The following is a 20,561-nucleotide window of genomic DNA, read 5'->3' on the forward strand; positions in this document are numbered from 1 at the left end:
GCTCGGAGGATGAGCGACGCCACGAACCCGCTGCTGCAGCCGTCGACCCTCCCCTTCGGGCTCCCGGACTATCGGGCCATCCGTCCGGAGCACTACCTCCCCGCCTTCCGCGCCGGGTTCGCGGAGCAGCTCGCCGAGGTTGCGAACATCACCCGCGTGCGGTCGATGCCGACGTTCGAGAACACCCTCGAGGCACTGGAGAGGTCCGGCGCGCTCCTCGACCGGGTGGCGCACGCGTTCTACACGGTGAGCTCCGCCGATGCCACGCCGGAGATCCAGGCGATCGACGAGGAGCTCGCGCCGCTCATGGCTGCCCATCAGGATGCGATCACGCTGGATGCGGCCCTCTACGCGCGCGTGGCCCACCTGTACGAGCAGCGCGAGGCGCTCGACCTCGATCCTGAGCAGCGGTATCTCGTGGAGCGCCACCACCGCGAGATGACGCATGCCGGCGCCGCGCTCGACGACGAGGCGAAGGCGCAGCTCACGGCTCTGAACCAGAAGCTGTCGGTGCTCACGAACACGTTCGAGCGGAACCTGCTGAGCGATACGAACGACCTCGCCGTGGTCTTCGACGCCGCGGCCGACCTGGAGGGCCTGAGCCCGGGTGAGCTGTCCGCCGCCGCACGCGCCGCGGCCGACCGCGGGCTCGACGGCCGCTACCTCCTCACCCTGCCGCTGTTCACCGGCCATCCGGCGCTCGCCCGGCTCGCGGTGCGGGAATCCCGCCGCCGGATCATGGCGGCGTCCCGCGCGCGGGGCTCGCGGGACAACGGCAACGACAACCGTCCGGTGCTGCGCGAGATCGTGCGCCTCCGCGCCGAGCGCGCGCGCCTCCTCGGCTACGCCTCGCACGCCGCCTACGTCACCGCCGACGAGACGGCGGGCTCCCCCGAGGCCGTCGAGCGGATGCTGCGACGACTGGCCGCGCCGTCCGCCCGCAACGCCCGCGCCGAACGGGACGCGCTCCAGGCCATCGTCGACGAGACCGAACCGGAGCCCTTCCCCGTGGAGGCCCACGACTGGGCGTTCTACGCCGAGCGCGTGCGCACCGCCCGCTACGACATCGACACCGCCGCCCTGCGCCCCTGGTTCGAGGCGGAGCGCGTGCTGCAGGATGGCGTGTTCTTCGCGGCGACCTGCCTGTACGGGGTGACCTTCCATGAACGGCACGACCTCGCGGCCTATCACCCGCAGGCCCGCGTCTTCGAGGTGCGCAACGCCGACGACTCCCCGCTCGGGCTCTACGTGCTCGACCTCTACACCCGCGACTCCAAGCGCGGCGGCGCCTGGATGAACGCGATCGTCAGCCAGTCCCGTCTGCGCGGCAGCGCCCCGGTCGTGGTCAACAACCTCAACGTCCCGCAGCCCGGGGACGGCGAGCCCACGTTGCTGACGCTCGACGAGGTGACGACGCTGTTCCACGAGTTCGGGCACGCTCTGCACGGCCTGTTCGCCACGGTGACCTACCCGCACTTCGCCGGGACCAACGTGTTCCGCGACTTCGTCGAGTTCCCCAGCCAGGTGAACGAGATGTGGGTCCTCTGGCCCGAGGTCCTCGACCACTACGCCCGGCACCACGAGACCGGTGAGCCGCTGGATCCCGCCATCGTGGAGCGGCTGCGAGCGACCGCGACCTTCGACCAGGGGCACGCGACCAGCGAGTACCTCGCCGCGGCGTGGCTGGATCAGGCGTGGCACCGGCTCTCCGCCGAGGACACAGTGGACGATGTCGCCGGCTTCGAGGCGGCCGCGCTGGCGGACATCGGCCTCGACGACCCCGCCGTCCCGACCCGGTACTCCTCCACCTACTTCGCCCACGTCTTCTCCGGCGGCTACAGCGCCGGGTACTACTCGTACATCTGGAGCGAGGTGCTCGACGCCGACACCGTGGAGTGGTTCCGGGAGAACGGCGGCCTCACCCGCGCCAATGGGGACCGCTTCCGCGACTTGCTGCTCGGTGTCGGCGGCTCGAAGGACCCGCTGGCCGCCTACCGCGACTTCCGCGGTCGGGACGCCGAGATCGAGCCGCTCCTGAAACGCCGTGGACTGGATTCCTGAGTCGTGAGACCCTGAGCGCATGGACGCATTCCCTGACGCTCCCTTCGGCCCGACGGACAGCCTGGAGCTGGAGGCCGTTCCCCTGGCCGTCATCCGCCGCGAGGGCATCCGGATCGCCGACCTCCGCGATGCCTTCGACTCCGGATACGCGGCGATCGGTGCAGCCTTCGCCGCCGGCACGCTGATCCCCGCCGGCCCGGCACTCGCGATCTATCACGGCGATCCGATGGGCGTGTTCGACCTGGAGCTGGGCTTCCCCGTGCAGGCCCCGCCATCCGACCCGATCGCCACCGGCGACGGGGCCGCCATCATCGCCGCGACCCTGCCGAGCGGGCAGGCCGTCGCGAGCAGCGTCTTCGGTTCCTACGACGGTCTCGGTGCCGGGTGGGCCGGGCTGGTCGCGCGCGCCGCGGAGGCGGGGCTGCACCCGCGCGGCGTCTGGATCGAGGTCTACGTCTCGGACGCCGGTGTCGATCCCGACGAGCTCCGCACGGACCTGCTCATGCCCGTGGCCTGAGCAGGCGTTCAGGCGCTCTTGCGCTTGCGCTCCATCACGATGGTGGGCGGGGCGCCCTCGTCGACGGCGGCACGGGTGATGATCACCTTCGCGACGTCTTCGGCGGACGGGATCTCGAACATCACCGGACCGAGCACGTCCTCCAGGATGGCACGGAGTCCGCGGGCACCGGTCTTGCGCTCGACGGCGAGGTCGGCGATCGACCGTAGCGCGTCCTCCTCGAACTCCAGCTGGACGCCGTCGAGCTCGAACATGCGCTGGTACTGCTTCACGAGGGCGTTGCGCGGACCGGTGAGGATGTCGATGAGGGCGGCCTGGTCGAGCGGTGACACGTTCGTCACGACGGGCAGACGACCGATGAACTCCGGGATGAGACCGAACTTGTGGAGGTCTTCCGGGAGCACCTCGCTGAACAGGTCGAGGTCCTTGCCCTTGTCGTGCAGCGGAGCACCGAAGCCGACACCGTGCTTGCCGACGCGCGCCGAGACGATGTCCTCCAGACCGGCGAAGGCGCCGGCCACGATGAAGAGCACGTTCGAGGTGTCGATCTGCAGGAACTCCTGGTGCGGGTGCTTGCGACCACCCTGCGGCGGCACCGAGGCGACCGTGCCCTCGATGATCTTCAGCAGCGCCTGCTGCACGCCCTCGCCCGACACGTCGCGGGTGATCGACGGGTTCTCGGCCTTGCGGGCGATCTTGTCGACCTCGTCGATGTAGATGATGCCCTGCTCGGCGCGCTTCACGTCGTAGTCGGCGGCCTGGATGAGCTTGAGGAGGATGTTCTCGACGTCTTCGCCGACGTAGCCCGCCTCGGTCAGTGCCGTCGCGTCGGCGACGGCGAACGGCACGTTGAGGCGCTTGGCGAGCGTCTGCGCCAGGTAGGTCTTGCCGCAGCCCGTGGGCCCGATGAGCAGGATGTTGCTCTTGGCGATCTCGACCTCTTCGGCCTTCTGCTCAGCAGGCTGCAGGGTGCCGTGAGCGCGCACGCGCTTGTAGTGGTTGTAGACGGCGACGGACAGCGCACGCTTAGCGGGCTCCTGTCCGACGACGTACTCCTCGAGGAACGTGAAGATCTCGCGGGGCTTCGGCAGCTCGAACTCGGCGACACCCTCGGCAGACGACTCCGCCATGCGCTCTTCGATGATCTCGTTGCAGAGCTCGACGCACTCGTCGCAGATGTACACGCCGGGTCCGGCGATGAGCTGCTGCACCTGCTTCTGGCTCTTTCCGCAAAAAGAGCACTTGAACAGGTCAGCGCTTTCACCGATGCGGGCCATGCGCGTCCTCCTCGGGGGGATCAGGATCGTTCTTCGAGCCTAACCGCTGCATACGACACCGGGCCGCATTGGCGACGAGTCGTTCGGCGGGTCCTGCGGACGACGGCGCCTCCACCGTCATTCCGCGGGGAGGCAGCCGCCGTCCATGATGTATCCGCCGACCTCGACACGGACCTCGTCGGGACGCACCTCTCCGAAGACGCAGCCACCCTCGGGACCGTCGGCCCCGAACGCCACCGCGCGCGCATCTCCCCGGGCGACGTGATGGACGAGGCCGACCTCGCGCAAGGCATCCTGGACGGCGGTCACGGAGATCGTGCTCTCCGTGCGCAGCGCTTCGAGACGCACGCGGAGGTCCGCCACCGGCTGCTCGGCGGCCGCCCGCGCCTCGACCGACGTCTCCATCCGCTCACGATGCCGGTCGTTCTGCTCCATCGCGTGTTCCGGGTCGTACGGCGCACACTCCGGCGGAAGCTCGGCGCCGTCCACCTGCGGGCAGGCGGCGGCGGGCGTCACAGTCGGCGTCGGGTCTCCTGCGCCCACGTCAGCCGGCGCGGCAGCGCAGCCGCCGAGCAGCAGGATCGCCGCCAGCACGAGCGTCACTCGCCCGGGGCGAGCGGGGACGCCGGAGATCACCATCATGCCGTCATGAAACCACAGCACCGGCGTCGCCCGCACGCTGCTCGCACGACGAGGGCCCCGCCGCGCGATGCGCGACGGGGCACTCGGTCATCCTGACGTGTCGTCAGACCATGCTCTTGGTGTGCCAGACCGTCTTGACCTCGGTGAACGCGGCGATCCGCTCCGGCGAGGCGACCACGTCGCCGGGGGCGAGCACGCGCTTCAGCGTCTCCGCCGCGGCGATCTGCATGTCGACCCACTCCAGCGCGCCCGCGCCGGCGAGATCGAGGGCGTTCACATCCTGGTGCGAGGCGAGCCACGGCGCGATCTCCGCCGGCGAGCCGGTGAGCACGTTCACCACGCCCCCTGGGACATCACTGGTCGCGAGCACCTCGGCGAGACTGATCGCGGAGAGCGGGTACTGCTCGCTCGCGACCACGACGATGGTGTTCCCGGCGACGAGGGCCGGGGCGACCACCGAGACCAGGCCGAGCAGCGCCGAGTCCTGCGGGGCCACGATGGCGACCACACCGGTGGGCTCGGGCACCGAGATGTTGAAGTACGGACCGGAGACGGGGTTCGCGTTTCCCGCCACCTGGGCGTACTTGTCGCACCAGCCGGCGTACCAGACCCAGAGATCGATCGCCTCGTCGACCTGCGCCGTGGCCGCCGAGGACGAGATGCCCTCCTGCGCCACGATCTCGTCGACGAACTGCGCGCGACGCCCTTCCAGGACCTCGGCGACCCGGTAGAGCACCTGGCCGCGGTTGTAGGCCGTCGCCCCCGACCAGCCCTTGACGGCGGCGCGCGCGGCGACGACCGCATCGCGGGCGTCCTTGCGGGAGGCCTTGGCGGCGTTGGCGAGGAAGGCGCCCTTGCGGGAGACGACCTCGTACGTGCGTCCGGACTCGCTCCGGGGGAAGGCCCCGCCGATCGCGAGCTTGTAGGTCTTCGGAACGGTCAGTCGCTTGCTCATGCTGCGGCTCCCTTGAGATAGGCGGTGAGGCCCTGGCGACCGCCCTCGCGGCCGTACCCGGACTCCTTGTAGCCGCCGAACGGGCTCGACGGGTCGAAACGGTTGAACGTGTTCGCCCACACGACGCCCGCGCGCAGCCGGTCGGCGACGGCGAGGATGCGCGAGCCCTTGTCCGACCAGATGCCGGCGGAGAGACCGTACGGGGTGTTGTTGGCCTTGGCGATCGCCTCAGCGGGCGTCCGGAAGGTGAGGACCGACAGCACCGGCCCGAAGACCTCGTCGCGGGCGATGCGGTGCGAGGCCTCGACGCCGGTGAAGATCGTCGGAGCGAACCAGAAGCCCTGCTCCGGGATCGCGCAGTCGGCGGTCCAGCGCTCGGCACCCTCGGCCTCGCCGATGTCGCTGAGCTCACGGATACGGGCGAGCTGCGCGGCGGAGTTGATCGCGCCGATGTCCGTGTTCTTGTCGAGCGGGTCACCGAGACGCAGCGTCGACAGCCGGTTCTTCAGCCGGTCGACGACCTCGTCATGGATGGACTCCTGCACCAGCAGGCGGCTGCCCGCACAGCACACGTGGCCCTGGTTGAAGAAGATGCCGTTGACGATGCCCTCGACGGCCTGATCGATCGGCGCGTCGTCGAAGACGATGTTCGCGGCCTTGCCGCCCAGCTCCAGCGTCAGCTTCTTGTTCGTCCCCGCCACGGCGCGGGCGATGTCGCGACCCACACCCGTCGAGCCGGTGAAGGCGACCTTGTCGACGTCCGGGTGACGGACCAGGGCGGCACCGGTCGCCCCGGCTCCGGTGACGATGTTCACGACACCGGCAGGGAGATCGGCCTGCTGCAGGATCTCGGCGAAGATCAGTGCCGTCAGCGGCGTGGTCTCGGCCGGCTTGAGCACGACCGTGTTTCCGGCCGCCAGCGCGGGCGCGAGCTTCCACGCGAGCATCAACAGCGGGAAGTTCCACGGGATGACCTGACCGGCGACACCCAGAGCACGCGGGTTCGCACCCAGCCCGGCGTAGTCGAGCTTGTCGGCCCAGCCCGCGTAGTAGAAGAACCAGGACGCGACGAGGGGCACGTCCACGTCGCGGCTCTCCTTGATGGGCTTGCCGTTGTCGAGGCTCTCGGCGACGGCGAGCTCGCGGGCGCGCTCTTGCACGAGGCGGGCGATGCGGAACAGGTACTTGCCCCGGTCGCGGCCGCTCATGCGCGACCAGACCTTGTCGTAGGCGCGACGGGCCGCGGCGACAGCGCGGTCGATGTCCGCGTCGTCGGCGGAGGCGATCTCGGCGATCTCCTTCTCCGTCGCCGGGGAGATGGTGCGGAAGGGGGTGCCGGAGCCGTCGACGAACTCGCCGTCGATGAACAGCCCGTAGCTGTCCTTGAGGTTCAGCACCGCCGTGGACTCCGGAGCCGGAGCGTATTCCAGGAATGACATGTCGGGTGTCCTAGTCGATCGTGACGTAGTCGGGGCCGGAGTAGTGGCCGGTGGTGAGCTTCTGGCGCTGCAGGAGCACGTCGTTGAGCAGGCTCGAGGCGCCGAAGCGGAACAGGTGCGGCTGGAGCCACTCCTCCCCCACGGTCTCGGCGACGGTGACGAGGTACTTGACCGCGTCCTTCGACGAGCGGATGCCGCCGGCGGGCTTCACGCCGATGCGCTCCCCCGTCCCGCGATACCAGTCGCGCACCGTCTCCAGCATGAGCAGCGTGGTCGGCAGCGTCGCCGCCGGCTGCACCTTGCCCGTCGAGGTCTTGATGAAATCGCCGCCGGCGAGGATGCCGAGCCAGGAGGCACGCTTGATGTTGTCGTACGTGTTCAGCTCGCCGGTCTCGAGGATCACCTTGAGCGAGGCGTACGAGCCGTCCTCACGGCGGCACGCCTCCTTGACCTGAGCGATCTGATCGAACACCAGCCCGTAGCGGCCGGACAGGAACGCACCACGGTCGATGACCATGTCGATCTCGTCCGCACCCGCGGCGACCGCTTCCGCGGTGTCGGCGAGCTTGATCGCGAGGGAGGACCGGCCGCTCGGGAAGGCGGTGGCCACCGCGGCGACCGAGATGAGGCCGTCGTCGGGGTCGCCGTGCAGGCTGCCGAGAGCCTCGACCGCTCCGGCGACCATGTCGCCGTAGACGCAGACCGCGGCGACGCGGGGCGTCGAGGGGTCGGCGGCGTCGGGGTTCTTCGCCTTGGCGACGAGCGAACGGACCTTGCCAGGGGTGTCCGCCCCCTCCAGGGTGGTCAGGTCGATCAGCTTGATGATCGTGTCCAGCGCCCACGCCTTCGACGTGGTCTTGATGGAGCGCGTGCCGAGGCCGGCAGCGCGCTGCTCCAGCCCGACGGCGTCCACGCCGGGGAGGCCGTGCAGGAAACGACGGAGGGTGGCGTCGTCCGGCTCACCGCCGAGGACGTCCACCGCCGTCCTGCGGCTGAGTTCTGTCGTCGTCACTGTTCCTCCAACAATGCTCGTGCTGTGGTCTCATCGGTCACCAGGACCCCGCACAGGCCGCTGGTCACGACCGTGCGCGCGATGTCGTGCTTGGCGGGGCCCGCCGTCACGAAGATGGCCCGCGCGGCGCCGCGCAGGCGGTCGAGCGAGACGCCGACCGTGCGGGCGTCCAGTTGCGGGTCGACGATGTTGCCCTCGGCGTCGACGTAGCGCCCGAGGACGTCGCCGACGGCGCCGCGGCGCGCCAGCTCCTCCACATCGGCGGCCGTGAGATAGCCGTTCTCGACGTGGGCGGAGGTCGCATCGCACGGTCCGGCGGTGAACAGGAACGCCTGAGCGTCCGCGGCCTCCTCCAGCACGGCCGCGACGGTGCGGTCGCCTTCGATGGCCTGCTTCGTCTCGACGTGCTCCAGGATCGCGGGGCTCGGCAGCAGGGAGACCTGGCCGGAGGCGCGCTGGGCGATGGTCACCGCGAGTCCTGCGGCCCCGCCCGAGCGCCGGTTGAGGCTGACACCGCCGTTGAGCTGCACGACGGTGACGCCGTTCGCCCAGCCGTCGGGGAGGGCCTCGGCCACGGCGCGGAGGGTCTTGCCCCAGCTCACGCCGAGCGTGCGCGGAACAGGACGGAGGGCGGTCAGGAAGTCGGCCGCCGCCTGAGCGACGCGCTCCAGGGTGCCCTCGTCGCCCTCCGGCGAGGGGACGACCACGGCGTCGGTCAAGCCGAACCGCTCCACGAGCTCGCGTTCGAGGCCGAGCCGACGGGCGCGCGGGTGGACGATCTCGATGCGGACGATCCCCCGCTGACGCGCCTGCGTGAGGAGGCGCCCGACCTTCCAGCGGGAGATCTTCAGGAGACCACCGATCTCGTCCTGCGTCTTGTCCTCGTCGTAGTACAGCTCGGCGACCCGGACCATGAGCAGATCTTCTTCCACGGTGTCCTCCTTCCTCCTCCAGGGTAGGCCGGATTCAGCGTTCGCGCACCCATCTGCTCATATGCGCAGTCCCGCCATCCTCCCGCGCGCATTCGCCGGAGACGCGAGAAGGACGCCCGTCGATTCGACGGGCGTCCTTCTCTGCGGATGCGGACTACGCGCGCTTGCGCGAGGTGAGCACCTGGTCGACGATGCCGTACTCCAGCGCCTCGTTGGCCGAGAGGATCTTGTCGCGATCGATGTCGCGGTTGACCTGCTCGACCGGCTTGCCGGTGTGACGGGCCATGGTCTCCTCGAGCCAGGTGCGCATGCGGAGGATCTCCGCCGCCTGGATCTCGATGTCGGAGGCCTGACCGTGGCCGGCCTCCCCCATCGCGGGCTGGTGCATCAGCACGCGCGCATTCGGCAGGGCGAGACGCTTGCCGGGGGCACCGGCCGCGAGCAGCACGGACGCGGCCGAGGCCGCCTGGCCGAGCACGACGGTCTGGATCTGCGGCGCGACGTACTGCATCGTGTCGTAGATCGCCGTCATCGCGGTGAACGAGCCACCGGGCGAGTTGATGTACATGGTGATGTCGCGCTCGGAGTCCTGGCTCTCCAGGACGAGGAGCTGTGCCATGACGTCGTCGGCCGACGCGTCGTCGACCTGCACGCCGAGGAAGATCACACGGTCTTCGAACAGCTTGTTGTACGGGTCCTGGCGCTTGAAGCCGTAGGCGGTGCGCTCCTCGAACTGCGGCAGCACATACCGGCTGGAGGGCAGGTTTCCGGCGGACTGGAACGTGGGTGTGTACATGGTGTCCTCTCGAATCCTTACTCGACGCCCGTGCCGCCGCCGCCGGTGACGTCGCTGGCGTGCTCGCGGATGTGGTCGACGAAGCCGTACTCGAGGGCCTCCTCCGCCGTGAACCAGCGGTCGCGGTCGCCATCGGCGTTGATCTGCTCGACGGGCTTGCCGGTCTGCGACGCGGTGATCTCGGCGAGGCGCTTCTTCATCGACAGGATGAGCTGCGCCTGGGTCTGGATGTCGCTCGCGGTGCCGCCGAAGCCGCCGTGCGGCTGGTGCAGCAGCACGCGGGCGTTCGGCGTGATGTAGCGCTTGCCCTTGGTGCCGCTGGTCAGCAGCAGCTGGCCCATGGACGCGGCCATGCCGATGCCGACGGTGACGATGTCGTTCGGCACGAACTGCATCGTGTCGTAGATCGCCATGCCCGCGGTGATCGAGCCGCCGGGCGAGTTGATGTAGAGGTAGATGTCCTTCTCGGAGTCTTCGGCGGCGAGAAGGAGGATCTTCGCGCAGATCTCGTTGGCGTTGTCGTCTCGCACCTCCGAGCCGAGCCAGATGATGCGGTCCTTCAGCAACCTGTCGAAGACGCTTGTCGCGACGAGGGGTTCAGCCATGTCAGCTCCTGCTTCCGTGTTTCAGTGATTCGAATCTACCGGCGCGCGCACAGCCCCTAGGTCGTGTTCGCCGTCGGCATATCCGGTGTCGCTGCCCGCGATCTCGTGCGCGTACGCCGTCATCGACCGGTGGTAGCGCGGCAGGTGCGGGACGAGCGCGAGGATGGCCACCGACAGGCCCTGCGCGGGCCGGCCGGCACTCGCGAGGATGAGGGCGTGCACCACCGCGACCGCGTCCCGATACGGACCGTCCGCCGCGATCTCCTCCTCGGCGCGGATCACCCGCAGCGCCTCGTCGTAGTCTCCGAGGTTGCGCAGCGAGCTCGCGAGCTGGATCACGCACTGCGGGCGATGCTCCTCGCCGAGGCCGAGCGCCAGAGCGCGGCGGTACAGCTCCACGGCCTCCGCCGGGCGGCCGGCGGAATCGCGGGCACCGGCGCGCTCGAACTCGGCCCTGGCGTCGTCCGCACCCCGCTCGGCGGCGAGGGCGTCGATGCGCGCGATCGTCTCGTCGCCGACCTCCTCTCCGGAGGCCTCCGCCCACACCTGCTCGATGCGGTCGTCCCAGCTCGTCATCCCGTCGTCCTTCCCTCGATGAGAAAGAGGGCGGATGCCGCAGCACCCGCCCTCTTCACTCGACCGTGCCGATCACTCGGCGGTGTCGGCGTCCTTCTTGGCCGGAGCCTTCTTCGCCGCCGGCTTCTTGGCGGCGGGCTTCTTCTCCGCAGCGGGCTTCTCGTCCGCGTCGGCATCCTTCTTGGCGGCCGCCTTCTTGGCGGGGGCCTTCTTCTTCGCGGCCGGCTTCTCCTCGGCCTCGGCGGGCTTCTCGTCCTCGGACTCGGCCTCGTCATCGGTCACGACGAAGTCGGAGAGGTCGACGGCCTTGCCGTTGGTGTCCACGACCTTGACCTTGCCCAGGGCGATCGCGAGCGCCTTGTTCCGGGCGACCTCGCCGACCAGCGCGGGGAGCTGGTTCGAGGACTGCAGCGCCTCGACGAACTCCTGCGGCGCCATGCCGTACTGCGCGGCGGACTGGATGAGGTACTGCGAGAGCTCCTCCTGCGAGACCTGCACGTCGGCCTGCTCGGCGATCGTGTCGAGCAGCACCTGCGTGCGGAACTGCTTCTCGCTGGCCTCGGTCACCTCGGCGCGGTGCACGTCGTCCTCGAGACGGCCCTCGCCCTCGAGGTGGTTGTGCACCTCGTCCTCGATGAGCTGCGGCGGGACCGGGATCTCGATCTGCGCGAGCAGCGTCTCGACGAGCTTGTCGCGGGCTGCGGAGCCCTGCGTGAAGACGCCCTGCTGCTCGACGCGCTCGCGCAGGCTGTCGCGCAGCTCGGCGATCGTGTCGAACTCGCTCGCGATCTGCGCGAACTCGTCGTCGGCCTCGGGGAGCTCGCGCTCCTTGACGGCCTTGACGGTGACGGAGACCTCCGCCTCCTTACCGGCGTGGTCGCCGCCGACGAGGGCGGAGCGGAAGGTGGTGTCCTCACCGGCGGTGAGCGACTCGATCGCGTCGTCGATGCCCTCGAGGAGCTCGCCGGAGCCGATCTCGTAGGAGACGCCCTCGGCGCGGTCGATCTCGGCGCCGTCGATGGTGGCGACGAGGTCCAGCTCGACGAAGTCGCCCTTGGCTGCGGGGCGGTCGACGGGGATGAGCGTGCCGAAGCGGGCGCGCATGTTCTCGAGCTCGGCGTCGAGGGCGGCCTCGTCGGCCTCCACGGCGTCGACCTCGAGGGTGATGCCCGCGTAGTCGGGGAGCTCGATCTCCGGCCGCACGTCGACCTCGACGTCGACGAGCAGGTCGCCAGAGAAGTCCTTCTCGTTCGGCCACTGCGTGATCTCGGCCGACGGGCGGCCGACGATGCGGAGCTTGTGCTCGGCGGTCGCCTCGCGGAAGAACTTGTCCAGGCCCTCGTTCACGGCGTGCTCGATGACGGCGCCGCGGCCGATGCGCTGGTCGATGATCGGAGCGGGCACCTTGCCCTTGCGGAAGCCGGGGATCTGGACGTCCTGCGCGATGTGCTCGTAGGCGTGCGCGATGCTGGGCTTGAGGTCGTCCGGGGTGACCGTGATGGTGAGCTTGACCCGGGTCGGGGTCAGCTTCTCGACGGTGCTGTTCGCCATGCTGGTGTGTTCTCCTTGTGGTTTCCGCGCAGAACGCGGCTGGAAGGTCGTGGGGTCGAGTCGGGGCGACAGGAGTTGAACCTGCGACCTCCCGCTCCCAAAGCGGGCGCTCTACCAAGCTGAGCTACGCCCCGGGGAATCCGCACGCAGATTCAGCCCCACCGAGTCTAACGGACAGGAGCATGCCCGACCGTCCGCTATGATCGATGGAGTCCGGACTCCGGTTCCGGGGGTGTAGCTCAATGGTAGAGTCTCAGTCTTCCAAACTGATTGCGCGGGTTCGATTCCCGTCACCCCCTCCACGTTGTCACCTCGGTCGAATACGCTGACAGGATCAGCTCCCGACCGGAAGGCCTGCCGAGATGAGCGCCTCGTGACCGCCCCTCCGCCGTCGGTTGCCGCGACCGCCATGGTGCCGGCTCCGGGTGGGCATCGCCTCCCGGCCGTCCTCTCCTCGCCGTCAAGCGTGCCCCGGCCGCCGCGCGACCGGCGATCGCTCAGGGGCGTCCTCGCCGGCACCGTCGGCACGGTCGCGGTGTTGACGGGTCTCGGCATCACGCAGCTCGTCGCGAACCAGGGATACGACGAGGCCGCTAGCGGGGTCGAGGACGCCACCCGATCGGTGACCGCCCAGCAGACGGAACTCCGGCAGCGGACCGCCGATCTGATCGCGGCGACGGATGCCGGCCACATCATCATCGACACCGGCGCGCCCGCCCTCGCCGTCCCCGACGACCTCTGGGCGGCCCTGGACTCCGCCGTGGCGGAGGGCGAGACCACCGGCGGCGAGGCCGAGGACGTCCTCGCGACGCGGCTCCCGGCCGACGAGACGAAACCCGGCTGGTTCTGGGACCTCTTCGCCGCGACGAGCCGTCTCGCCGAGGACCAGAGCATCCTGCGCGACGTCGCCGAGTCGATGGACAGCGCCTCCGCGTCCGCCGCCGCGAGCGTGGACGCGGTGCGGACGACCGGCGTGTCCGTGCTCACCGCCGCGGCCGAGGCCGCGGGCGACTTCGAGACCGCGCATCCGTCCACTCGCAACGCCGCCGTGATCGCTCTGCGCGGAGCCGCATCCGACGCTCTCGCCGTCACCGAGGTCGACGACGCGGCCGCGGCCGCCTATGTCGCCCTGCAGCAGGCCGCCACCGAGGTCGTCTCCGCGGAGAACGCCGAGCTCGCGGAGAAGGCCGGTCCGCTGCAGAACGCCCGCCTCGAGGTGGAGGCGTTCGCGCGGTCTCTCGCGCCCGGCGTCCTGCTGGAGTTCGACTGGGCCCCGCTCGTCAACGGCGCCGGGTACAACGGCAGCATGGGCGGGTACACCACCTGGTGGTGGGACGATCCGGGGCGCGCGGTCATCCAGCTGTCGGACTCGGTGGCGGAGCAGTGGCCCGCCGAACGCAGCCGCGCGCTCGTCGCCCATGAGGTGGGCCATGCCATCAGCGTGAAGTGCGAGGGCATGTACGACTCGTCCACCCAGGACAGCATCGAGAAGTGGGCGACGGCCTGGGCGATCAGCATGGGCTTCACGGACGACGCCAACGGGGTCTGGGCCTACGGGTATCCCCCGCAGAACTACATCGACGCGGCGGCCGGCTGCCGCTGAGACGGAAGAAGCCGCCGTGGTCACCACGGCGGCTTCTCCTCTCGCTCAGTCGGCGGTCACTGACCCCGACGCTCGCGAAGCTGGGTGAGGGCGTCCTCCAGGAGCTGGACGGCCTCCTCGTCCGTGCGACGCTCCTTCACGTAGGCCAGGTGCGTCTTGTACGGCTCGGCCTTGGCGACGGCAGGAGGGTTCTCCTTGTCGCGCCCGGCCGGAAGACCGGACTGCGGGTGGTCGATGATCTCCGGGATCTCCTCCTCGGGGAGACCGGCGGCGAAGTAGCGGACCGTCTCGTTGCCGAGACCGTCCCAGTACGACACCGCGATGCGGTCGGCGTGGTAGCCGTGGTCCTGCTCCCCCATGGGACCGGAACCGACACGGGTACCGCGGATCGCGTTTCCACCGGTAGCCATCAGATCACCTCGAACTTCGTGATGAGGCCGAGCGCCACGATGGCGATGAACCACGTGAGCGCCAGGACGACGGTGAAGCGGTTCAGGTTCCGCTCCGCGAGACCGGAGGAGCCGACCGCAGTGGTCATGCCGCCGCCGAACATGTCGGACAGGCCGCCGCCGCGACCCTTGTGCAAGAGGATGAGGAGAGTCAGCAGGACGCTGGTGATGCCCAGCACGACCTGCAGGACGAACTCGAGAATTGCCACGGAAAGAGCCTTTCGCTGGGGCCGGAGCGCCCCCGTAACGGTCAAGTATACGGTGCAGCGGGGCCGGAGCCCCGCCGCACTCACACGCCGACGTGCTTCTCGAAGCGGATGATCGCCGCGAACTCGTCGACGACGAGGCTCGCGCCGCCGACCAGAGCGCCGTCCACGTCAGGCTCGCGCATGAAGCTGGCGATGTTCGCCGCCTTGACCGATCCGCCGTAGAGGATGCGGGTGCGGGCCGCCGCCTCGTCGCCGAGGACCTTCGCGATCACGCCGCGGAGCGCCGCGCAGACGTCCTGCGCCTGCTGCGGGGTGGCCGCCTGGCCCGATCCGATGGCCCAGACGGGCTCATACGCCACGACGATGTCAGCGGACGGCGAGACGCCCTGGAGAGCGGCCTCGAGCTGTCCGGCCGGTACGGCGCTGGCACCGAACTTCTCCAGGTCCTCCGCCGTCTCGCCCACGCAGATCACCGGGGAGAGGCCGTGCTTGAGCGCAGCCTTCACCTTACCGGCCACGATCTCGTCGGACTCGGCGTGGTACTCGCGACGCTCGGAGTGTCCGATGATGACGTACTTCGCGTCGAGCTTCGCCAGGAACGCCCCGGAGATCTCGCCGGTGTACGCACCGGAGTCGTGCGCCGAGACGTCCTGCGCACCGAACGCGAACGGGATCTTGTCCGCGTCGATCAGCGTCTGCACGCTGCGGATGTCGGTGAAGGGCGGGAAGACCGCCACCTCCACGGATCCGTCCTCGTGCTTGGCGTCCTTCAGCGTCCAGTGCAGCTTCTGCACGAACGCCACCGCCTGCAGGTGATCCAGGTTCATCTTCCAGTTGCCCGCGATCAGCGGGGTACGGGAGCTCACGCCCATCCGAGGACCTCCAGCCCAGGTAGTTTCTTGCCCTCGAGGAATTCGAGGCTCGCGCCGCCGCCGGTCGAGATGTGCCCGAACTGGTCGTCGGTGAATCCGAGCTGGCGGACGGCAGCGGCGGAGTCGCCGCCGCCGACCACGCTGAGGCCGTCGACCTCGGTCAGTGCCTGCGCGACCGCCTTGGTTCCCGCAGCGAAGGCCGGGAACTCGAACACGCCCATCGGGCCGTTCCAGAACACCGTCTTCGATCCGCGGATGACCTCGGCGAAGCGCGCGGCGGTCTCCGGTCCGATGTCGAGGCCGATGCCCGACGAACCGAACGCCGTCTCCTCGATCGCGTCCGCGGCGGCCACCTCGTGGTCCGCGTCCGCACCGAAGGAGGCGGCGACGACCACGTCGGTCGGGAGCACGAGCTCCACGCCGCGCTCGGCCGCCTCGGCGATGTAGCCGCGCACGGTCTCGAGCTGGTCCTCCTCGAGGAGACTCGACGCGACGGCGTGCCCCTGTGCCTTCAGGAAGGTGAAGAGCATGCCGCCACCGACGAGGATGCGGTCCACCCGCGGCAGCAGGTGCGAGATGACTCCGAGCTTGTCGCTCACCTTGGACCCGCCGAGCACCACCGCGTACGGCCGCTCCGGGTTCTCCGTGAGGCGATCGAGCACATCGAGCTCGGTCGCGATCAGGAGCCCCGCCGCCGAGGGCAGCAGCTTCGCGAGGTCGTAGACGCTCGCCTGCTTGCGGTGCACGACGCCGAAGCCGTCGGAGACGAGCACGTCGCCGAGCTCCGCGAGCTGCGCCGCGAAGGCACCGCGCTCGGTATCGTCCTTCGACGTCTCCCCCGGGTTGAACCGGAGGTTCTCGATCACGACGACCTGACCGTTCTCGAGGGACGCCACGGCGTCCTTCGCGGCCTCGCCCACGGTGTCGCCGGCGAAGGCGACCGGGGCGCCGAGCAGCTCGGACAGCCGCTGGGCGACCGGCTCGAGGCTGTACTGCGGGTCGGGCGCGCCGTCGGGGCGGCCGAGGTGCGAGCAGACGACGACGCGGGCGCCCGCGTCGATGAGGGTCTTCAGGGTCGGCAGCGAGGCGCGGACACGGCCATCGTCCGTGATGACCCCGACCCGCAGGGGGACGTTCAGATCACAACGGACGATGACGCGCTTGCCCTCGAGCGAACCCAGTGAGTCCAGGGTGCGCAGAGTCATGTGTCGGAGCTCAGATGCGCTCGGCGACGTACTCGGTCAGGTCGACGAGACGGTTGGAGTAGCCCCACTCGTTGTCGTACCAGCTCGAGACCTTGATCAGGTTGCCGCTGACGTTGGTGAGCGTGGAGTCGAAGATCGACGAGTGCGGGTTGTGCACGATGTCGCTCGACACGATCGGGTCCTCGTTGTACTGCAGGTACCCGGCCAGACGCCCCTCGGCCGCAGCCTTCTTGTAGGCCTCGTTGACCTCGTCCACCGTGAGGTTCTCGCGGTCCGTGATGAGCGTCAGGTCGACGATCGAGCCCGTGGGAACCGGCACGCGGTAGGAGGAACCGCTGAGCTTGCCGTTCAGCTCCGGGAGGACGAGGCCGATGGCCTTCGCGGCACCCGTCGAGGCCGGCGTGATGTTGATCGCGGCGGCGCGGGCGCGGCGGAGATCCTTGTGGGGACCGTCCTGCAGGTTCTGGTCGGCGGTGTAGGCGTGGGCCGTCATCATGAAGCCGCGGTCGATGCCGAAGGCGTCGTTGAACACCTTGGCCAGCGGCGCGAGGCAGTTCGTGGTGCAGGAGGCGTTGGAGATGATGTGGTCCGTCTCCGGGTTGTACGTCTCCTCGTTCACGCCCATGACGATGGTGCGGTCGTCACCCGTGGCCGGAGCCGAGATGAGGACCTTCTTCGCACCGGCGTCGATGTGCTTGCGCGCGGCGTCAGCGTTGGTGAAGAAGCCGGTCGACTCGATGACGATGTCCACGCCCAGCTCGCCCCACGGGAGGTTGGCGGGGTCACGCTCTGCGAAGGCCTTGATCTCCTTGCCGTCGACGGTGATGCTGTCGTCGTCGTACGTGATCTCGGCGTCGAGGACGCCGCTGACCGAGTCGTACTTCAGCAGGTGTGCCAGGGTCTTGTTGTCGGTGAGGTCGTTGACCGCGACGATCTCAAGGTCTGCTCCCTGCGCGAGAGCTGCGCGGAAGTAGTTGCGTCCGATGCGGCCGAAGCCGTTGATACCGATCTTGACAGACACTCAGGTCTCCCTGTTTCTCATGCGCCGAGCGCCGCCGTCGAGCGTGCGCCATGCGCGGGTTTTTTGGCTGAGATGGCGCCCCGACGAGCCGTGGGCCCGCCGGGACGCGACCCGATTACGACAGTACCAGCAGGCCGTTCGTCTGCTGACGGGCGACCTCGAGGCGCTGGGCGACGTTCTCCCAGTTGGCGATGTTCCACGCGGCCTTGACGTAGTCGGCCTTCACGTTGAGGTAGTCGAGGTAGAAGGCGTGCTCCCACATGTCCAGCTGGAACAGCGGGATGGTGCCCTGCGCGGTGTTCGACTGCTGGTCGAAGAGCTGCTGGATGATGAGGCGCGAGCCGATCGAGTCCCAGCTCAGGACGGCCCAGCCGGAACCCTGGATCCCGGTGGCGGCGGCGGTGAAGTGCGCCTGGAACTTCTCAAAGGAGCCGAAGTACTCGTCGATGGCCGCCTTGAGCTCGCCCTCGGGCTGGCCGCCGCCGTTCGGCGAGAGGTTGGTCCAGAAGATCGAGTGGTTGACGTGGCCGCCGAGGTTGAACGCGAGGTCCTTCTCGAGCTTGTTCACGTTCGCGAGGTTGCCGCTCTCGCGGGCCTCGGCCAGTTGCTCCAGGGCGGTGTTGGCGCCCGCGACGTAGGTCGCGTGGTGCTTGTCGTGGTGCAGCTCCATGATCTTGCCGCTGATGTGCGGCTCGAGAGCGGCGAAGTCGTAGGGAAGGTCGGGGAGCGTGTAGGTTGCCATATCGCATTCATCCAATCCGCGCCGCGCCGCGGCGCTTGCCGATGCTCCGCGTCGCCGATGTGCGACGGAGAGCGGACGACTTTCATCCTACTGACGACAACGCCTCGGGTGTCCGGATCCTTCCGGGGGTTGACACGCCGTCCAGGGCGGCGTCACCCGAGTCAGACGTCGAGACCGGCGGGGACGGCGGCCTCGGTCCCCGGGATGCCCTCCTGCTGCGCGCGCTTGTCCGCCATCGCCAGCAGGCGGCGGATGCGGCCGGCCACCGCGTCCTTCGTGAGCGGAGGGTCGGCGTGGTGACCGAGCTCGTCGAGGCTGGCGTCGCGGTGTGCGAGGCGAAGCTCGCCGGCGACACGGAGGTGGTCGGGCACCTCGTCGGCCAGGATCTCGAGAGCGCGCTCGACCCGGGCGCATGCCGCCACGGCGGCCTGCGCGGAACGGCGGAGGTTCGCGTCGTCGAAGTTGACGAGACGGTTGACGCCGGCGCGCACCTCGCGGCGCTGTCGCAGCTCCTCCCACGCGAGAGCGGTGCGCTGGGCGCCCATCTCGCTGAGGATGGTGCGGATCGCCTCCCCCTCGCGCACGACGACGCGGGGAAGCCCGCGGACCTCGCGCGCCTTCGCGGCGACACCGAGGCGGTGGGCGGCACCCACGAGCGCCATGGCGGCCTCGGACGACGGGCAGGCGACCTCGAGCATCGCGGAGCGGCCCGGCTCGCTCAGCGAACCCGCGGCGAGGAAGGCCCCGCGCCAGAGGCCGGCGATCTCCGCACGGGACCCCGTGGTGAGGCGGTTCGGCAGTCCGCGGACCGGGCGGCGACGCTGGTCGAGCAGTCCGGTCTGGCGGGCCAGGGTCTCCCCCTGCGCGATGACGCGGACGGCCCAGCGGGCGCCGTCGTTGGCGGTGCTCGACTGCACCTGGGCGATCTCCGGGCGGACGCCGTAGATCTCGGCGAGGTCGCGGGCCACACGGCGGGCGAGGGTCTCGGCATCGACCTCCGCTTCCACCGCCACACGGCCGGCGATGGAGTGCAGACCACCGGCGAACCGGAGGATGGCCGTCACCTCAGCGACGCGCACCGTCGGAGGTGCATTGCGGATGCTGACGAGCTCAGCCTTGACGTCGGTGGTTAGTGCCACGAGACTCCTTCACGTTCACGCGCCGGGTCGCGACGCAAACCTCCAGCTTACTCGCTCGGGGGCCTATTCCCTGCCGAGGTCACGGTGGCGGACGTTGACCGCGACGCCCGGGATTCCCGCCAGTCGACGGGCGAGCTCCTCGGACATGGCGACCGAACGGTGCTTGCCGCCCGTGCACCCGATGGCGATCGTGGAGTGGCTCTTGTTCTCGCGCTGATACCCCTCGAGGACGGGCACGAGAGCCTTCGCGTAGGCGTCGAGGAACTCCTCCGCGCCGTCCCGGGAGAGCACGTACTCCCGCACGGTCTCGTCCTGCCCCGTGAGACCGCGCAGGTCCTCGTTCCAATACGGGTTCGGGAGGAAGCGCATGTCGGCCACGACGTCGACGTCGGTGGGCAGCCCGTACTTGAAGCCGAAGCTGAGCAGGGTGACCCGGTGCCGCGCCTCGCCCTCCTCCGAGAAGATGTCCGAGACCTTGGTCGCGAGCTGGTGGATGTTCAACGCCGAGGTGTCGATCACCAGATCCGCGGCCTCGCGGATCGGGGCGAGCCGGGCGCGCTCGGTCCGGATGCCGTCGAGGAGGGTGCCGTCGCCCTGCAGCGGGTGCGGGCGCCGTACGGCCTCGAAGCGACGGACGAGGACGTCGTCCGAGGCGTCCAGGAAGAGCACGCGGATGGATCCCCTGGTGCGCAGCACGCGAGCGACACCCGGGAAGTCGTCGAAGAGGTTGCGGCCGCGCACGTCGACCACCGCCGCGACCTTCGGCAGCGCGTCGCCCCCCATGCCGGTCAGATCGAGCAGCGGTCGGAGGATCTGCGGCGGCAGGTTGTCGACGACGTACCAGCTGAGATCCTCCAGCGCGTTCGCCACCGTGGTCCGACCCGCGCCGGACATCCCGGTGACGATGAGGAATTCGCCCTGTTCCCCGTCAGACATCGCTCACTGCTCCTTCTCCCCC

21 protein-coding genes and 2 tRNA genes are annotated in these 20,561 nt (G+C 69.5%); 4 read left to right on the top strand and 19 right to left on the bottom strand.

Features of this window, described 5'->3' with window-relative positions; genetic code table 11:
- Positions 1-9: 9 nt before the first annotated feature.
- Together B7W94_RS17045 and B7W94_RS17050 are read left to right on the top strand one after the other, a co-directional pair.
- Positions 10-2,061, top strand: coding sequence for a M3 family metallopeptidase (locus B7W94_RS17045; RefSeq protein ID WP_085607820.1), 2,052 nt, complete (start codon positions 10-12; stop codon positions 2,059-2,061).
- 19 nt (positions 2,062-2,080) lie between these two features.
- The gene (locus tag B7W94_RS17050) at positions 2,081-2,578 is read left to right on the top strand and encodes a GyrI-like domain-containing protein (RefSeq protein WP_085607822.1); all 498 of its coding nucleotides are present in this window, start codon (positions 2,081-2,083) and stop codon (positions 2,576-2,578) included.
- 8 nt (positions 2,579-2,586) lie between these two features.
- Here B7W94_RS17050 and clpX read toward each other — a convergent pair whose 3' ends face one another.
- From clpX to B7W94_RS17105, 11 genes are all read right to left on the bottom strand, one after another.
- Complete coding sequence (clpX, locus tag B7W94_RS17055) at positions 2,587-3,855, bottom strand: ATP-dependent Clp protease ATP-binding subunit ClpX (RefSeq protein WP_025105011.1); 1,269 nt, start codon at positions 3,853-3,855, stop codon at positions 2,587-2,589.
- A 117-nt stretch (positions 3,856-3,972) separates the two neighbouring features.
- Positions 3,973-4,497: a hypothetical protein gene (locus tag B7W94_RS17060; protein WP_139833349.1), complete on the bottom strand. Its 525-nt coding sequence runs from the start codon at positions 4,495-4,497 to the stop codon at positions 3,973-3,975.
- Between the two features lie 103 nt (positions 4,498-4,600).
- Complete coding sequence (locus B7W94_RS17065) at positions 4,601-5,452, bottom strand: aldehyde dehydrogenase family protein (protein ID WP_085607826.1); 852 nt, start codon at positions 5,450-5,452, stop codon at positions 4,601-4,603.
- Entirely contained in the window at positions 5,449-6,891 is a 1,443-nt protein-coding gene (locus tag B7W94_RS17070) for an aldehyde dehydrogenase family protein (RefSeq protein WP_062766778.1), read from the bottom strand. The genes B7W94_RS17065 and B7W94_RS17070 overlap by 4 nt, the downstream gene beginning before the upstream one ends.
- A 10-nt stretch (positions 6,892-6,901) precedes the next feature.
- Positions 6,902-7,903, bottom strand: a complete 1,002-nt coding sequence (gene deoC, locus B7W94_RS17075; RefSeq protein ID WP_025105015.1) for a deoxyribose-phosphate aldolase — start codon at positions 7,901-7,903, stop codon at positions 6,902-6,904.
- Positions 7,900-8,835 (bottom strand): sugar-binding transcriptional regulator, encoded by a 936-nt coding sequence (locus B7W94_RS17080; RefSeq protein WP_060921184.1) that lies wholly within the window; start codon positions 8,833-8,835, stop codon positions 7,900-7,902. Before B7W94_RS17080 ends, deoC begins: the two co-directional genes overlap by 4 nt.
- A gap of 154 nt (positions 8,836-8,989) precedes the next feature.
- The gene (locus tag B7W94_RS17085) at positions 8,990-9,631 is read right to left on the bottom strand and encodes an ATP-dependent Clp protease proteolytic subunit (RefSeq protein ID WP_025105017.1); all 642 of its coding nucleotides are present in this window, start codon (positions 9,629-9,631) and stop codon (positions 8,990-8,992) included.
- 17 nt (positions 9,632-9,648) lie between these two features.
- Positions 9,649-10,236: an ATP-dependent Clp protease proteolytic subunit gene (locus B7W94_RS17090; RefSeq protein ID WP_025105018.1), complete on the bottom strand. Its 588-nt coding sequence runs from the start codon at positions 10,234-10,236 to the stop codon at positions 9,649-9,651.
- A gap of 21 nt (positions 10,237-10,257) precedes the next feature.
- The gene (locus tag B7W94_RS17095; RefSeq protein WP_085607828.1) at positions 10,258-10,812 is read right to left on the bottom strand and encodes a tetratricopeptide repeat protein; all 555 of its coding nucleotides are present in this window, start codon (positions 10,810-10,812) and stop codon (positions 10,258-10,260) included.
- A 72-nt stretch (positions 10,813-10,884) separates the two neighbouring features.
- Positions 10,885-12,363, bottom strand: a complete 1,479-nt coding sequence (gene tig, locus B7W94_RS17100) for a trigger factor (protein WP_085607830.1) — start codon at positions 12,361-12,363, stop codon at positions 10,885-10,887.
- Between the two features lie 60 nt (positions 12,364-12,423).
- Positions 12,424-12,497: transfer RNA gene (locus B7W94_RS17105), tRNA-Pro, on the bottom strand.
- A 94-nt stretch (positions 12,498-12,591) separates the two neighbouring features.
- On the opposite strand from B7W94_RS17105, the gene B7W94_RS17110 reads away from it, so the two are divergent.
- Together B7W94_RS17110 and B7W94_RS17115 are read left to right on the top strand one after the other, a co-directional pair.
- Positions 12,592-12,665, top strand: a tRNA-Gly gene (locus tag B7W94_RS17110).
- A 71-nt stretch (positions 12,666-12,736) separates the two neighbouring features.
- Positions 12,737-13,966: a hypothetical protein gene (locus B7W94_RS17115; protein ID WP_085607832.1), complete on the top strand. Its 1,230-nt coding sequence runs from the start codon at positions 12,737-12,739 to the stop codon at positions 13,964-13,966.
- A 56-nt stretch (positions 13,967-14,022) separates the two neighbouring features.
- Here B7W94_RS17115 and B7W94_RS17120 read toward each other — a convergent pair whose 3' ends face one another.
- The 8 genes from B7W94_RS17120 to rapZ all read right to left on the bottom strand — a co-directional run bounded on the left by B7W94_RS17120 (position 14,023) and on the right by rapZ (position 20,539).
- Positions 14,023-14,376: an RNA polymerase-binding protein RbpA gene (locus B7W94_RS17120; protein ID WP_025105022.1), complete on the bottom strand. Its 354-nt coding sequence runs from the start codon at positions 14,374-14,376 to the stop codon at positions 14,023-14,025.
- Positions 14,376-14,624, bottom strand: coding sequence for a preprotein translocase subunit SecG (secG, locus tag B7W94_RS17125; RefSeq protein WP_025105023.1), 249 nt, complete (start codon positions 14,622-14,624; stop codon positions 14,376-14,378). The genes B7W94_RS17120 and secG overlap by 1 nt, the downstream gene beginning before the upstream one ends.
- Positions 14,625-14,704: 80 nt before the next feature.
- Entirely contained in the window at positions 14,705-15,496 is a 792-nt protein-coding gene (tpiA, locus tag B7W94_RS17130; protein ID WP_025105024.1) for a triose-phosphate isomerase, read from the bottom strand.
- Positions 15,487-16,701, bottom strand: coding sequence for a phosphoglycerate kinase (locus B7W94_RS17135; RefSeq protein WP_085607834.1), 1,215 nt, complete (start codon positions 16,699-16,701; stop codon positions 15,487-15,489). Before B7W94_RS17135 ends, tpiA begins: the two co-directional genes overlap by 10 nt.
- A 10-nt stretch (positions 16,702-16,711) precedes the next feature.
- Entirely contained in the window at positions 16,712-17,722 is a 1,011-nt protein-coding gene (gene gap, locus B7W94_RS17140; RefSeq protein ID WP_025105026.1) for a type I glyceraldehyde-3-phosphate dehydrogenase, read from the bottom strand.
- A gap of 115 nt (positions 17,723-17,837) precedes the next feature.
- Positions 17,838-18,464, bottom strand: coding sequence for a superoxide dismutase (locus B7W94_RS17145; protein ID WP_025105027.1), 627 nt, complete (start codon positions 18,462-18,464; stop codon positions 17,838-17,840).
- Between the two features lie 161 nt (positions 18,465-18,625).
- Positions 18,626-19,603, bottom strand: a complete 978-nt coding sequence (whiA, locus tag B7W94_RS17150; protein ID WP_025105028.1) for a DNA-binding protein WhiA — start codon at positions 19,601-19,603, stop codon at positions 18,626-18,628.
- Between the two features lie 63 nt (positions 19,604-19,666).
- Positions 19,667-20,539, bottom strand: a complete 873-nt coding sequence (rapZ, locus tag B7W94_RS17155) for an RNase adapter RapZ (protein WP_025105029.1) — start codon at positions 20,537-20,539, stop codon at positions 19,667-19,669.
- Positions 20,540-20,561: the final 22 nt, after the last annotated feature.

The organism is Microbacterium sp. LEMMJ01 (genome assembly GCF_002114135.1).
Taxonomy (GTDB): domain Bacteria; phylum Actinomycetota; class Actinomycetes; order Actinomycetales; family Microbacteriaceae; genus Microbacterium.

Coding starts and splice junctions, on each gene's coding strand:
- B7W94_RS17045 (WP_085607820.1), top strand. CDS start 10: ATGAGCGACGCCACGAACCCGCTGCTGCAGCCGTCGACCCTCCCCTTC.
- B7W94_RS17050 (WP_085607822.1), top strand. CDS start 2,081: ATGGACGCATTCCCTGACGCTCCCTTCGGCCCGACGGACAGCCTGGAG.
- clpX (WP_025105011.1), bottom strand. CDS start 3,855: ATGGCCCGCATCGGTGAAAGCGCTGACCTGTTCAAGTGCTCTTTTTGC.
- B7W94_RS17060 (WP_139833349.1), bottom strand. CDS start 4,497: ATGATGGTGATCTCCGGCGTCCCCGCTCGCCCCGGGCGAGTGACGCTC.
- B7W94_RS17065 (WP_085607826.1), bottom strand. CDS start 5,452: ATGAGCAAGCGACTGACCGTTCCGAAGACCTACAAGCTCGCGATCGGC.
- B7W94_RS17070 (WP_062766778.1), bottom strand. CDS start 6,891: ATGTCATTCCTGGAATACGCTCCGGCTCCGGAGTCCACGGCGGTGCTG.
- B7W94_RS17085 (WP_025105017.1), bottom strand. CDS start 9,631: ATGTACACACCCACGTTCCAGTCCGCCGGAAACCTGCCCTCCAGCCGG.
- B7W94_RS17090 (WP_025105018.1), bottom strand. CDS start 10,236: ATGGCTGAACCCCTCGTCGCGACAAGCGTCTTCGACAGGTTGCTGAAG.
- B7W94_RS17095 (WP_085607828.1), bottom strand. CDS start 10,812: ATGACGAGCTGGGACGACCGCATCGAGCAGGTGTGGGCGGAGGCCTCC.
- tig (WP_085607830.1), bottom strand. CDS start 12,363: ATGGCGAACAGCACCGTCGAGAAGCTGACCCCGACCCGGGTCAAGCTC.
- B7W94_RS17120 (WP_025105022.1), bottom strand. CDS start 14,376: ATGGCTACCGGTGGAAACGCGATCCGCGGTACCCGTGTCGGTTCCGGT.
- tpiA (WP_025105024.1), bottom strand. CDS start 15,496: ATGGGCGTGAGCTCCCGTACCCCGCTGATCGCGGGCAACTGGAAGATG.
- B7W94_RS17135 (WP_085607834.1), bottom strand. CDS start 16,701: ATGACTCTGCGCACCCTGGACTCACTGGGTTCGCTCGAGGGCAAGCGC.
- B7W94_RS17145 (WP_025105027.1), bottom strand. CDS start 18,464: ATGGCAACCTACACGCTCCCCGACCTTCCCTACGACTTCGCCGCTCTC.
- rapZ (WP_025105029.1), bottom strand. CDS start 20,539: ATGTCTGACGGGGAACAGGGCGAATTCCTCATCGTCACCGGGATGTCC.